We start from the raw sequence: 13,675 nt of genomic DNA on the forward strand, positions 1-13,675 counted from the left end.
CCCGCAGTCCCGGCGGCGCGTCCTGGGCCCAGATGTTCCGCAGCAGGTGCATGCCGTCATCGCCGACCCGCCGATACGTCTGGTCCCGGCGGGATTGGTCCTTGGGGAACCGGGAGTCCTCGGCCCGGGTGGCGTAGTGCCTGAACCATTCCGGCCGGGCGCGCGCGCTCAGCCAGCCCGGCTCGGCCAGGGCCACGGCGTTCAGCGCGGAGCGCAGGGTTTCCGCGACCAGTTCCAGCTGGTTCAGCTCGCGCACCGCGGACAGCACGTGGGTGGAGTCGGTCCGTGCCCGGCCCCGGGCGGTGACCAGCCCCTGCCGCCGGGCGGCCGCCAGGACCGAGTCCAGGATCTCCCGGCCCCCGCCGGCTCCGACGAGCCGGTCGCGGAACTCCGAGAGCACCGAGTAGTCGAAGCCGGCATCGGCGAGCTCCAGCCCGAGTGCGTACTTCCAGTCGATCCGGGCCCGCACCGCCTCCGCCGCCTGCCGGTCGGTCAGCCCCTCCACGAACTGCAGCACCAGCACCATCGCGAGGCGCCCCGGCGAACAGGCAGGCTTCCCCCGCGCTGGAAACAAGTCGGCGAACTGTTCGTCGCTGAACAACGGCCCCAGCTCGTCCCTCACACGGATCGCCAGGCTCCCCTTCGGGAACGCGGCCTGTGCCACCCGCACCGTCTCCGCCGGGATCTCCCCAGACCCCTTCGGCTGCATCGACATCCGCACCCACCCCATACGACAACGTCGGCCTTCAAGACCACAACCGGGTCTTGAAGGCCAACGTCACGCACAGGCCCGAATAAACCAACAGCATCCCCAGAGGGGACCGGGCCTCGCACGTCAGCCGAAGGGCGTCGACGCGACGGCGTCGACCGCAGGGAGTGAGGGTGCAGGGACCCCTTACAGCCCCGCCGCCTCCCGCAGCGCGTCCACGCGGTCCGTGCGCTCCCACGTGAAGTCGGGGATCTCACGGCCGAAGTGGCCGTACGCGGCGGTCTGGGCGTAGATCGGGCGGAGCAGGTCGAGGTCGCGGATGATCGCGGCCGGACGGAGGTCGAAGACCTCGTCGATGGCCTTCTCGATCTTCTCGGGGTCGATCTTGTGGGTGCCGAAGGTCTCGATGAAGAGACCGACGGGCTCGGCCTTGCCGATCGCGTAGGCGACCTGGACCTCGCAGCGCGCGGCCAGACCGGCGGCGACCACGTTCTTGGCGACCCAGCGCATCGCGTAGGCGGCGGAGCGGTCGACCTTGGACGGGTCCTTGCCGGAGAAGGCGCCGCCGCCGTGGCGGGCGAAGCCGCCGTAGGTGTCGATGATGATCTTGCGGCCGGTCAGGCCGGCGTCGCCCATCGGGCCGCCGATCTCGAAGCGGCCGGTGGGGTTGACCAGCAGACGGTAGTTCTCGGTGTCGAGCTTGATGCCCTCGCCGAGGAGCGCCTGAAGCTCCGGCTCCACGACGAACTCGCGGATGTCCGGCGTGAGCAGCGAGTCGAGGTCGATGTCCGACGCGTGCTGCGAGGAGACGACGACCGTGTCCAGGCGGACCGCCTTGTCGCCGTCGTACTCGATGGTGACCTGGGTCTTGCCGTCGGGGCGCAGGTAGGGGATGGTCCCGTTCTTGCGGACGTCCGACAGGCGCTTGGACAGACGGTGCGCGAGGAAGATCGGCAGCGGCATCAGCGTCGGCGTCTCGTCGGACGCGTAGCCGAACATCAGCCCCTGGTCGCCGGCGCCCTGCCGGTCCAGCTCGTCCTCGTCGCCCTCGACCCGGGACTCGTAAGCCGTGTCGACGCCCTGGGCGATGTCCGGGGACTGCGCGCCGATGGACACCGAGACACCGCAGGAGGCGCCGTCGAAGCCCTTCTTGGAGGAGTCGTAGCCGATCTCCAGGATCTTCTCCCGGACCAGCTGCGGGATCGGTGCGTAGGCCTGGGTGGTGACCTCACCGGCCACGTGCACCAGACCGGTCGTGATCAGGGTCTCGACCGCGACCCTGGAGGTCGGGTCCTCGCGCAGAAGCGCGTCGAGAATGGTGTCGCTGATCTGGTCAGCGATCTTGTCGGGGTGACCCTCGGTCACGGACTCCGAAGTGAACAGGCGACGGGACACAACGCTCCCTGGGGTTGCAGCGGCTGCTGGCTGATCATGGGCGGACGCGTCGGGGGCTGCGCCCGGCGTCATCCGAGGAACAGTTTATCGGTCGAGCTCGGCCATCGGCCCTCGTGTCTCGCCACTCGGGAGCACTGTGACCTGCGGCACGCGCATTCTGCCCAATGCGGAGCGCCGTTGGCCAGGGGGCCACGCCCCGATCCCGCGGATTCCAGCGGGGCTCGAGGCCATTCGGTGAGCGTACGGGACATCCGCCCGCAAATTCACCCCAGGCGTTGCGCCACCAGGTCCCACACGGTGTCGGCGAGGGCTTCCTTGGGGCCGTGCGGCACGGGCGTCTCGCTGCCGTCGGCGCCCAGGACGACCGCCTCGTTCTCCTCGGCGCCGAAGGTCTTGCGCTCCCCCACCTCGTTCACCACGAGCAGATCGCATCCCTTGCGGCGCAGCTTCGTGCGGCCGTTGGCCAGCACGTCGTCCGTCTCGGCGGCGAAGCCGACGACCACCTGGCCGGGGCGGGCGCGTTCGGCGGAGACCTCGGCGAGGATGTCCGGATTTCTGACGAGGGCGACGGGCGCCGGCTCCTGGCCGTCCTTCTTCTTGATCTTCCCGGTCGCGTAGACCGCGGGGCGGAAGTCGGCGACGGCAGCGGCCATGACGACCGCGTCGGCGTCCGCGGCGGCCTTGAGGACGGCCTCGCGCAGCTGCACGGCCGTGCCGACCTGGACGACGTCGACGCCGGCGGGGTCGGGCATCCCGGTGTTGGCCGCGAGCAGGGTGACCCGGGCGCCGCGGGCGGCGGCGGTGCGGGCGAGGGCGTAGCCCTGCTTGCCGGAGGACCGGTTGCCGAGGAAGCGGACGGGGTCGAGGGGCTCACGGGTGCCGCCGGCGCTGACCACGACGTGCCGTCCGGCGAGGTCGGGCTCGCGCACTCCTCTGGCGAGGACCCGGCGGCAGACCTCGAAGATCTCGGCCGGGTCGGGCAGCCGGCCCTTGCCGGTGTCGACGCCGGTGAGACGGCCCACGGCCGGTTCCACGACGACGGCTCCCCGGCGGCGCAGCGTCGCCACGTTCTCCTGGGTGGCCGGGTGCTCCCACATCTCGGTGTGCATCGCGGGGGCGAAGACGACCGGACATCGGGCCGTGAGCAGGGTGTTGGTCAGCAGGTCGTCGGCGAGGCCGTGGGCGGCCTTGGCCAGCAGGTCGGCGGTGGCGGGGGCGACGACCACCAGGTCGGCGTGCTGGCCGATGCGGACGTGCGGGACCTCGTGGACGTCGTCCCAGACCTCGGTGGAGACCGGGTTGCCGGAGAGGGCGGACCAGGTGGGGGCGCCGACGAAGCGGAGGGCGGAGGCGGTGGGGACGACCCGCACCTCATGGCCGGACTCCGTCAGTCTGCGCAGCAGCTCACAGGCCTTGTAGGCGGCGATGCCGCCACTGACCCCCAGAACGACCTTCGGCTTGTCCACCGTCTCTCCCCGGACCTCGGCATGAGCACACCGCGGCTCCCGGCGTGCACAGTCCATCAGACACCACAGGCCCGGCAGCCGTGCTGCCGGGCCTGTGGAAAAACCACCTGCGAGCTGAAAATACTACTGAGCGGGGCCTTCGATGGCCTCGGAGGTCAGCAGCCCCGCGTTGATCTCGCGCAGCGCGATCGAGAGCGGCTTCTCGTGGACGTGGGTGTCGACGAGCGGACCGACGTACTCGAGGAGGCCCTCACCGAGCTGCGAGTAGTACGCGTTGATCTGGCGGGCCCGCTTGGCCGCGTAGATCACGAGGCTGTACTTCGAGTCGGTGGCCTCGAGGAGCTCGTCGATCGGCGGGTTGATGATGCCCTCGGGCGCGGAGATGGAAGAGGACACGCTCTACCTTCCGATGGATGGGAAAAGACGGACGTTGATCACAATCGTGATCACACGACATCCATCAAGGCTAGCAGCTCACGCGCCACGTCCTCGACAGAGGTGTTGACCAGGGTCTCGTCGAACTCCGGCTCGGCCGCCAGTTCGACCTTCGCCGCCTCCAGCCGGCGTGCGATCACCTCGGGCGGCTCGGTGCCCCGGCCGGTGAGCCGGCGCACCAGCTCCTCCCAGGAGGGAGGGGCCAGGAACACCAGCTGGGCCTCGGGCATGGACTCGCGGACCTGCCGCGCGCCCTGGAGATCGATCTCCAGGAGCACGGGCTCGCCCGCCTCCAGCCGCTCCAGCACGGCGGCCCGCGGGGTGCCGTAGCGGTTGCCGGCGAACTCGGCCCACTCCAGCAGCTCGCCGTTGGCGATCAGCTTGTCCATCTCGTCGTCCGTGACGAAGAAGTAGTGGACTCCGTGCTGTTCGCCGGGGCGGGGCTTGCGGGTCGTCGCCGACACCGAGAGCCAGACCTCGGGGTGTTCCTTGCGCATATGCGCGACGACCGTGCTCTTGCCGACACCGGAGGGGCCGGAGAGCACGGTCAGCCGCGGACGTGCGTCCGGGGGTACGGGGGTCGTCCCCCGGGGTGTTGCAGCCATACAGCGATTATTCCAGCTATCCCACGGCGTCCGGGACGGCCCTCCCGGAACGCCCGGGACTCACTTGGCGGTCTCGCCGAACTCGCGCTCCAGGGAGGCGATCTGGTTGGAACCGAGACCACGCACGCGGCGGCTCTCGGAGATGCCGAGACGCTCCATGATCTGCTTGGCGCGGACCTTGCCCACGCCCGGGAGCGACTCGAGCAGGGCGGAGACCTTCATCTTGCCGATGACGTCGTTCTCCTGGCCCTGCTTGATGACCTCGTGAAGGGAGGCGCCGGAGTGCTTGAGTCGATTCTTGACCTCGGCCCGCTCCCGGCGAGCCGCGGCGGCCTTTTCGAGCGCGGCTGCGCGCTGTTCGGGGGTAAGGGGCGGAAGAGCCACGCCTACGTCACCTCGGATGTCGAACTGTCGGATACGGACCGGTGAGGAACCTAGTCGCCCCACACCAGGGGAGCTACGAGCAACACGCTTGCCCATTCTCCCCCACTACCTAAAGGGTGTGGGAGGTGTCCCCACCCGTCGGAGACTAGCGGCCAACTCCGCCAGAGTCAGCGAGAACAGAGGAAAAGTCCTGGTCAGCCTCCGTCAGGCCGGACATATGGGGCAAAGTGCCCCGGATTTGAGGATGTATCCAGACTCAAGTCGCCCCACGGCCGCCCGACCGGGCCCCGGTCGGGCCCCCGGCCGGGGCGGCCGAAGAGGGTCAGCCGGCCGTCACGGCGGCCCGGATCTCCCGCGCGAACCGCTCCGCGGCCTCACGCAGCGCGACGACGTCGGGACCATGGCGCAGCACACCGCGGCTGACGTTCGGCACGACGTTGCGCACCGCGGCGCCGAAGACCCGCGGCAGATCGGCCGGCGTCGCCCCCTGCGCCCCGATGCCGGGCGCCAGCAGCGGGCCGTTGACGTCGAGGTCGTACGTCGACAGGTCGCCCAGCGTGGCGCCGACGACCGCGCCGAAGGAACCGAGCGGCTCCTCCCCCGCGTTCTCGGCGGCCAGGTGCGCCAGCATCGTCGCGCCCACGTTCCGCCCGGCGTGGTCGTCGACGCGCACCGCGTGCTGCACCTCGCCGCCCTCCGGGTTGGAGGTCAGCGCCAGCACGAACAGCCCGGCGCCGCTCTCCCGCGCCAGCGCCACCGCCGGCGAGAGCGAGCCGTAGCCGAGGTACGGCGAGACGGTGAGGGCGTCGGAGAACAGCGGGGCGTCCTTGCGCAGGAAGGTCTCGGCGTACGCGGCCATGGTCGAGCCGATGTCGCCGCGCTTGGCGTCCATGACGACGAGCGCGCCGGCCGCCCGCGCCTCCTCCACCGACCGCTCCAGGACGGCGATGCCGCGCGAGCCGAAGCGTTCGAAGAAGGCGCTCTGCGGCTTCAGGACGGCGACCCGGTCGGCCATCGCCTCGACGACGGTCCGGCTGAACCGCTCCAGCCCTGCGACGTCGTCGTTCAGCCCCCACTCGGCGAGCAGGGAGGCGTGCGGGTCGATGCCGACGCACAGCGGGCCGCGCTCGTCCATGGCCCGGCGCAGACGCGCGCCGAAGGGCTCCAGGGTCATACGGTCCTCCTGACGTCGGCGCCGACCGCGTCGGCCAGCGTGGCGTACGGGCTGGTGCGCAGGCGCGCCGCGAGCCCCTTGTGGACGGCGCGGCCCCAGAAGGGCCCCTCGTAGACGAAGGCGCTGTAGCCCTGGACGAGGGTGGCGCCGGCGAGGATGCGCTGCCAGGCGTCCTCGGCGTTCTCGATGCCGCCGACGCCCACCAGGGTGATCCGGTCGCCCACGCGCGCGTAGAGGCGGCGCAGCACCTCCAGGGAGCGGGCCTTCAGCGGGGCGCCGGACAGGCCGCCGGTCTCCTTGACCAGCGAGGGCGCGGAGGTCAGGCCGAGGCCCTCGCGCGCGATGGTGGTGTTGGTGGCGATGATGCCGTCCAGGCCGAGTTCGACGGCGAGGTCGGCGACCGCGTCGACGTCCTCGTCGGCCAGGTCCGGGGCGATCTTCACCAGCAGCGGGACGCGGCGGTCGAGCACCGTGCGGTCGGCGGCGTCGCGGACGGCCCGCAGCAGCGGACGCAGCGCGTCGGTGGCCTGGAGGTCGCGCAGGCCGGGCGTGTTCGGGGAGGAGACGTTGACGACCAGGTAGTCGGCGTACGGCGAGAGCCGTTCGGTCGACTTCACGTAGTCGAGGACGGCCTCCCCCTCCGGTACGACCTTGGTCTTGCCGATGTTGACGCCGACGACCGTCTTGAAGACGGGCTCGCGGGAGGCCAGGCGCGCGGCGACCGTCAGCGAGCCCTCGTTGTTGAAGCCCATGCGGTTGATCAGCGCCCGGTCGGCGACCAGGCGGAACAGCCGCTTCCTGGGGTTGCCGGGCTGCGGCTCGCCGGTGACGGTGCCGATCTCGACGTGGTCGAAGCCCAGCATCGCCATGCCGTCGACGGCGACCGCGTTCTTGTCGAAGCCGGCGGCGAGCCCGAAGGGACCGTGCATGCGCAACCCGAAGGCCTCCGTGCGCAGCTCCTTGTGCCGGGGGGCGAGGGCGGCCGCGAGGAAGGTGCGCAGCACGGGGACGCGGGCGGCGAGGCGGATCCACCGGAAGGCGAGGTGGTGGGCGTTCTCGGGGTCCATCCGCCGGAACACCAGTCGGAAGAGAATCTTGTACATGTCCCAGGTCTTCTCATGAAGAGGGGGACACCGTTTCCGGTGTCCCCCTCGTGGGCTGCTAGTCGCGGGCCGCGGTCAGGTGTTCCGCGTGTTCCTGGAGCGAGCGGACGCCCACGTCGCCGTGGTTGAGGGCGTCGATGCCCTGGACGGCCGCGGCGAGCGCCTGGACCGTCGTCAGGCACGGCACGGACCGCGCCACGGCCGCCGTGCGGATCTCGTAGCCGTCGAGCCGGCCGCCGGTGCCGTACGGGGTGTTGACGATGAGGTCGACCTCGCCGTCGTGGATGAGCTGGACGATGGTCTTCTCACCGTTGGGGCCGGTGCCCTCGGACTGCTTGCGCACGACGGTGGCGTTGATGCCGTTGCGCTTGAGGACCTCGGCGGTGCCGGAGGTGGCGAGCAGTTCGAAGCCGTGGGCGACCAGCTCGCGCGCCGGGAAGATCATCGAGCGCTTGTCGCGGTTGGCGACGGAGATGAAGGCGCGGCCCTTGGTGGGCAGCGGGCCGTACGCGCCCGCCTGCGACTTGGCGTACGCCGTGCCGAAGACGGTGTCGATGCCCATGACCTCGCCGGTGGAGCGCATCTCCGGGCCGAGGACGGTGTCGACGCCGCGTCCGGAGGTGTCCCGGAAGCGGGTCCACGGCATCACGGCCTCCTTGACGGAGATCGGCGCGTCCAGCGGCAGTTCGCCGCCGTCGCCGGTCGCCGGGAGGATCCCCTCGGAGCGCAGCTGGGCGACGGTCGCGCCCAGGGAGATCCGGGCGGCGGCCTTCGCCAGCGGCACCGCGGTCGCCTTCGAGGTGAAGGGGACCGTGCGGGACGCGCGCGGGTTGGCCTCCAGGACGTAGAGGATGTCGCCGGCCATGGCGAACTGGATGTTGATCAGGCCGCGGACGCCGACGCCCTTGGCGATGGCCTCCGTCGAGGCGCGCAGCCGCTTGATGTCGAAGCCGCCCAGGGTGATCGGGGGGAGGGCGCACGCCGAGTCGCCGGAGTGGATTCCGGCCTCCTCGATGTGCTCCATGACGCCGCCGAGGTACAGCTCCTCGCCGTCGTAGAGGGCGTCGACGTCGATCTCGATGGCGTCGTCGAGGAAGCGGTCGACGAGGACCGGCCGGGTGGGGCTGATCTCGGTGGACTCGGCGATGTAGGCGGACAGCCGGGTCTCGTCGTAGACGATCTCCATGCCGCGTCCGCCGAGGACGTACGAGGGCCGCACCAGGACGGGGTAGCCGATCTCGTCGGCGATGGCCTTGGCCTCGGCGAAGGTGGTGGCCGTGCCGTGCTTGGGGGCCGGCAGGCCCGCCTCGGCGAGGACGCGTCCGAAGGCGCCCCGGTCCTCGGCCGCGTGGATGGCCTCGGGCGGGGTGCCGACGATCGGCACGCCGTTGTCCTTGAGCGCCTGCGCGAGGCCCAGCGGGGTCTGGCCGCCGAGCTGGACGACGACGCCGGCGATCGGGCCGGCCTGCTCCTCCGCGTGGACGATCTCCAGCACGTCTTCCAGCGTCAGCGGCTCGAAGTACAGGCGGTCGGAGGTGTCGTAGTCGGTGGAGACGGTCTCCGGGTTGCAGTTGACCATCACGGTCTCGTAGCCGGCGTCGCTGAGCGCGAAGGAGGCGTGGACGCAGGAGTAGTCGAACTCGATGCCCTGGCCGATGCGGTTGGGGCCGGAGCCCAGGATGATGACGGCCGGCTTCTCGCGCGGGGCGACCTCGCTCTCCTCGTCGTAGGAGGAGTAGAAGTACGGCGTCTTCGCGGCGAACTCGGCGGCGCAGGTGTCGACGGTCTTGTAGACCGGGCGCACGCCCAGCGCGTGCCGCACCTCGCGTACGACGTCCTCGCGCAGCCCGCGGATCTCGGCGATCTGCTGGTCGGAGAAGCCGTGCCGCTTGGCCTCGGCGAGCAGGCCGGCGTCGAGGCGGTCGGCCGCGGCCAGCTCGTCGGCGATCTCCTTGATCAGGAAGAGCTGGTCGACGAACCAGGGGTCGATCTTCGTGTAGGCGAAGACCTCCTCGGGCGTGGCGCCCGCGCGGATGGCGCCCATGACGGTGTTGATCCGGCCGTCGGTGGGGCGCACCGACGCCTCGAGCAGCGCGGTCTTGTCGCCGGGGTCGCCGACGAAGGTGAACTGGCTGCCCTTCTTCTCCAGCGAGCGCATCGCCTTCTGGAACGCCTCGGTGAAGTTGCGGCCGATGGCCATGGCCTCGCCGACCGACTTCATGGTGGTCGTGAGGGTGGAGTCGGCGCTCGGGAACTTCTCGAAGGCGAACCGCGGGGCCTTGACGACCACGTAGTCGAGCGTGGGCTCGAAGGAGGCCGGGGTCTCCTGAGTGATGTCGTTGGGGATCTCGTCGAGGGTGTAGCCGACGGCGAGCTTGGCGGCGATCTTGGCGATGGGGAAGCCGGTCGCCTTGGAGGCGAGGGCCGAGGAGCGAGACACGCGCGGGTTCATCTCGATGACGATGACCCGGCCGTCCTCGGGGTTGACCGCGAACTGGATGTTGCAGCCGCCGGTGTCGACGCCGACCTCGCGGATCACGGCGATGCCGATGTCGCGCAGGGTCTGGTACTCGCGGTCGGTGAGCGTCATCGAGGGCGCGACGGTGATCGAGTCGCCGGTGTGGACGCCCATCGGGTCGAAGTTCTCGATGGAGCAGACGACCACGACGTTGTCGTTCTTGTCGCGCATCAGCTCCAGCTCGTACTCCTTCCAGCCGAGGATGGACTCCTCCAGGAGCACCTCGGTGGTCGGGGAGAGCGTGAGGCCCTGGCCGGCGATGCGGCGCAGCTCCTCCTCGTCGTGGGCGAAGCCGGAGCCGGCGCCGCCCATGGTGAAGGAGGGGCGGACGACGACGGGGTAGCCGCCGAGCGTGTCGACGCCGGCGACGACCTCGTCCATGGTGTGGCAGATCACGGAGCGGGCGGACTCGCCGTGCCCGATCTTCTTGCGGACCTCCTCCACGACCTCCTTGAACAGGTCGCGGTCCTCGCCCTTGTTGATGGCCTCGACGTTGGCGCCGATCAGCTCGACGCCGTACTTCTCCAGGACGCCGTTCTCGTGCAGCGAGATGGCCGTGTTGAGGGCCGTCTGACCGCCCAGGGTGGGCAGGAGGGCGTCGGGGCGCTCCTTGGCGATGATCTTCTCGACGAACTCCGGGGTGATCGGCTCGACGTAGGTGGCGTCGGCGATCTCCGGGTCGGTCATGATCGTCGCCGGGTTGGAGTTGACGAGGATCACCCGCAGGCCCTCGGCCCGCAGGACGCGGCACGCCTGGGTGCCGGAGTAGTCGAACTCGGCGGCCTGGCCGATGACGATCGGGCCGGAGCCGATGACCAGGACGGACTGGATATCGGTGCGCTTAGGCACGCTGGCCCTCCATCGGAACTGTGCTCATCAAAGACGTGAAGCGGTCGAACAGGTAGGCGGCGTCGTGCGGGCCGGCCGCCGCTTCGGGGTGGTACTGGACGGAGAAGGCGGGCTGGTCGAGCAGCTGGAGGCCCTCCACCACGTCGTCGTTGAGGCAGACGTGGGACACCTCGGCGCGGCCGAACTTCGTGTCGCTGACCCGGTCGAGCGGGGCGTCGACGGCGAAGCCGTGGTTGTGCGCGGTGACCTCCACCTTGCCGGTGGTGCGGTCCTGGACCGGCTGGTTGATGCCGCGGTGGCCGTACTTCAGCTTGTAGGTGCCGAAGCCGAGGGCGCGGCCGAGGATCTGGTTGCCGAAGCAGATGCCGAACAGCGGCGTCCTCCGCTCCAGGACGGCGGTCATCAGGGCCACCGGGCCGTCGGCCGTGGCCGGGTCGCCGGGGCCGTTGGAGAAGAACACGCCGTCGGGGTTGACGGCGTAGACCTCCTCGACGGTGGCGGTCGCCGGGAGCACGTGCACCTCGATGCCGCGCTCGGCCATGCGGTGCGGGGTCATGCCCTTGATGCCGAGGTCGATCGCGGCCACGGTGAACCGCTTCTCGCCGACGGCCGGGACGACGTACGCCTCCTGGGTGGCGACCTCCTCGTAGAGGCTCGCGCCCTTCATCTGCGGCTGGGCCTGCACGCGCGCGAGGAGCTCGGCCTCGGGGGCGATCGCCTCGCCGGAGAAGATCCCGGCGCGCATGGAGCCGCGCTCGCGCAGATGGCGGGTGAGCGCGCGGGTGTCGATGCCGGAGATGCCGACGACGTCCTGGGCGACCAGTTCGTCGTCCAGGGAGCGCCGGGAGCGCCAGTTGGACGGCACGCGCGCGGGGTCACGCACGACGTAGCCGGAGACCCAGATGCGGCGGGACTCGTCGTCCTCGTCGTTCCAGCCGGTGTTGCCGATCTGCGGGGCGGTCGCGACGACGATCTGCCGGTCGTAGGAGGGGTCGGTCAGGGTCTCCTGGTAGCCGGTCATGCCGGTGGAGAACACCGCTTCCCCGAAGGTCTCCCCCACGGCCCCGTAGGCGCGGCCGCGGAAGGTCCGGCCGTCCTCCAGGACGAGTACGGCGGGAACCTTGGTGGCTGTGGCTCCCCTTGTGGAGGTCGTCATCGTGCGCCTTCCGTTTCCGTCTTGGTTTCCGTGTTGCTTGCCGTCTTGTCGATCATGGTGTTGACGGCGTCGACCCACTCGTTGTGCTCGGCCGCGCGGTCCGAGCGGAATCCGGAGTCGATCAGCTTGTCGCCGTGCGCCCAGGTCACCACGAGCAGTCCGCCCTCGGTGAGGACCTTGCCGGCGATGCCCTTGCCGAGCACCGCCTCGCGCAGCGCGCCGGCCGGGATGAAGAAGTCGGTCGCGCCGGGCCGTACGACGTCCAGTCCCGCGTCCGTCAGGGTGAGCTCGACGCGGCTGCGCGCGCCCAGACCGTGCGCCACGATGCGGTCGAGCCACTGCCCGGCGGTGGTGGAGCCGTGGTAGCGGCCGCTCATCGTCAGTCTGACCGCACCGGGCTCATCGGGCGCGGCGGGCAGCTCGGGCAGGTCGCCCTGGAGCGTGCCGCGCCACTTCCAGCCCTCGCGCATCAGCCAGTAGAGGAGCGCGACGAACAGGGCGAGGCCGACGACCCAGCCGGCGCGGGCGGCCCAGTCGGTCACTTCGGCCGATTCCTTCTCGGCCGCCAGCAGGATTACAGGTGTCACGTGAGCTTCCCGTCGACGAGCGTGGCCTTGCCCCGGAGCCAGGTGTGCGTGACACGGCCCGGCAGCTCACGCCCCTCGTACGGGGTGTTCCGGCTGCGCGAGGCGAAGCCCGCGGGGTCCACCGACCCACGGTATGCCGTGTCGACGAGCGTGAGGTTGGCGGGCTCACCTGCCGAGACGGGACGCCCGTGGCCGCCGGCCCGACCGATGCGGGCCGGCGTGAAGGACATGCGGTCGGCGACCGCTGCCCAGTCGAGGAGCCCGGTGTCCACCATCGTCTCCTGGACCACCGACAGCGCGGTCTCCAGGCCGACCATGCCCATGGCGGCCGCGGCCCACTCGCAGTCCTTGTCCTCGTGCGGGTGGGGGGCGTGGTCGGTGGCGACGATGTCGATCGTGCCGTCGGCGAGCGCCTCGCGCAGGGCGAGCACGTCACGCTCGGTGCGCAGCGGCGGGTTCACCTTGTAGACGGGGTTGTAGGAGCGCACCAGCTCATCCGTGAGGAGGAGGTGGTGCGGGGTGACCTCGGCGGTGACGTCGATGCCGCGGGACTTGGCCCAGCGGACGATCTCGACGGAGCCGGCGGTCGACAGGTGGCAGATGTGGACGCGGGAGCCGACGTGCTCGGCGAGCAGGACGTCCCGGGCGATGATCGACTCCTCGGCGACCGCCGGCCAGCCGCCGAGGCCCAGCTCGGCGGAGACGATCCCCTCGTTCATCTGGGCGCCCTCGGTCAGCCGCGGCTCCTGCGCGTGCTGGGCGACGACCCCGCCGAAGGCCTTCACGTACTCCAGCGCCCGCCGCATGATCACGGCGTCGTCGACGCACTTGCCGTCGTCGGAGAAGACGGTGACCCCGGCGGCCGACTCGTGCATGGCGCCGAGTTCGGCGAGCTTGCGGCCCTCCAGGCCGACGGTGACCGCGCCGATGGGCTGCACGTCGCAGTAGCCGTGCTCCCGTCCGAGCCGGTAGACCTGCTCGACCACGCCGGCGGTGTCGGCGACGGGGAAGGTGTTGGCCATGGCGAACACGGCGGTGTAGCCGCCGCTCGCCGCCGCGCGCGTGCCGGTGAGGACGGTCTCGGAGTCCTCGCGGCCGGGCTCGCGCAGATGGGTGTGGAGGTCGACGAGCCCCGGCAGCAGCACCTTGCCGTCGGCCTCGACGACCTCCGCGCCCTCGACTCCCTCGACGGACAGGCCGGCGCCGACCGCCTGGATGACCTCGCCGTCGATCAGGACGTCCTGCGGCTCGCCGCCGAGCACCTTCGCACCACGGATCAGGATCTTGCTCATGG

12 protein-coding genes are annotated in these 13,675 nt (G+C 70.8%); all 12 read right to left on the reverse strand.

The window, feature by feature from the left end:
• A partial coding sequence (locus ACFYX4_RS19365; RefSeq protein ID WP_389334242.1) for a transposase occupies positions 1-715 on the reverse strand: 715 nt, incomplete at its 3' end.
• A 180-nt stretch (positions 716-895) separates the two neighbouring features.
• Entirely contained in the window at positions 896-2,104 is a 1,209-nt protein-coding gene (metK, locus tag ACFYX4_RS19370; RefSeq protein ID WP_389334245.1) for a methionine adenosyltransferase, read from the reverse strand.
• A 263-nt stretch (positions 2,105-2,367) separates the two neighbouring features.
• Complete coding sequence (gene coaBC / locus ACFYX4_RS19375) at positions 2,368-3,570, reverse strand: bifunctional phosphopantothenoylcysteine decarboxylase/phosphopantothenate--cysteine ligase CoaBC (protein ID WP_389334248.1); 1,203 nt, start codon at positions 3,568-3,570, stop codon at positions 2,368-2,370.
• Positions 3,571-3,693: 123 nt separating this feature from the next.
• Entirely contained in the window at positions 3,694-3,966 is a 273-nt protein-coding gene (gene rpoZ, locus ACFYX4_RS19380) for a DNA-directed RNA polymerase subunit omega (RefSeq protein WP_003977348.1), read from the reverse strand.
• 50 nt (positions 3,967-4,016) lie between these two features.
• Positions 4,017-4,610, reverse strand: coding sequence for a guanylate kinase (gmk, locus tag ACFYX4_RS19385; protein ID WP_389334251.1), 594 nt, complete (start codon positions 4,608-4,610; stop codon positions 4,017-4,019).
• A gap of 60 nt (positions 4,611-4,670) precedes the next feature.
• Entirely contained in the window at positions 4,671-4,994 is a 324-nt protein-coding gene (locus ACFYX4_RS19390) for an integration host factor (protein WP_130444535.1), read from the reverse strand.
• A 322-nt stretch (positions 4,995-5,316) separates the two neighbouring features.
• Complete coding sequence (pyrF, locus tag ACFYX4_RS19395) at positions 5,317-6,168, reverse strand: orotidine-5'-phosphate decarboxylase (protein ID WP_389334254.1); 852 nt, start codon at positions 6,166-6,168, stop codon at positions 5,317-5,319.
• Positions 6,165-7,271 (reverse strand): quinone-dependent dihydroorotate dehydrogenase, encoded by a 1,107-nt coding sequence (locus ACFYX4_RS19400; protein WP_389334257.1) that lies wholly within the window; start codon positions 7,269-7,271, stop codon positions 6,165-6,167. The genes pyrF and ACFYX4_RS19400 overlap by 4 nt, the downstream gene beginning before the upstream one ends.
• Positions 7,272-7,329: 58 nt before the next feature.
• Positions 7,330-10,638: a carbamoyl-phosphate synthase large subunit gene (gene carB / locus ACFYX4_RS19405; protein WP_389334260.1), complete on the reverse strand. Its 3,309-nt coding sequence runs from the start codon at positions 10,636-10,638 to the stop codon at positions 7,330-7,332.
• Positions 10,631-11,794, reverse strand: coding sequence for a glutamine-hydrolyzing carbamoyl-phosphate synthase small subunit (gene carA / locus ACFYX4_RS19410; protein WP_389334263.1), 1,164 nt, complete (start codon positions 11,792-11,794; stop codon positions 10,631-10,633). The genes carB and carA overlap by 8 nt, the downstream gene beginning before the upstream one ends.
• Positions 11,791-12,381 carry a hypothetical protein gene (locus tag ACFYX4_RS19415; RefSeq protein WP_389334266.1) on the reverse strand — a complete coding sequence of 197 codons (591 nt, stop codon included), beginning with the start codon at positions 12,379-12,381 and terminating at the stop codon, positions 11,791-11,793. Before ACFYX4_RS19415 ends, carA begins: the two co-directional genes overlap by 4 nt.
• Positions 12,378-13,673 (reverse strand): dihydroorotase, encoded by a 1,296-nt coding sequence (locus tag ACFYX4_RS19420; protein WP_389334269.1) that lies wholly within the window; start codon positions 13,671-13,673, stop codon positions 12,378-12,380. The genes ACFYX4_RS19415 and ACFYX4_RS19420 overlap by 4 nt, the downstream gene beginning before the upstream one ends.
• Between the last annotated feature and the right edge of the window lie 2 nt (positions 13,674-13,675).

The organism is Streptomyces sp. NPDC002328 (assembly GCF_042890065.1).
Lineage (GTDB): Bacteria > Actinomycetota > Actinomycetes > Streptomycetales > Streptomycetaceae > Streptomyces.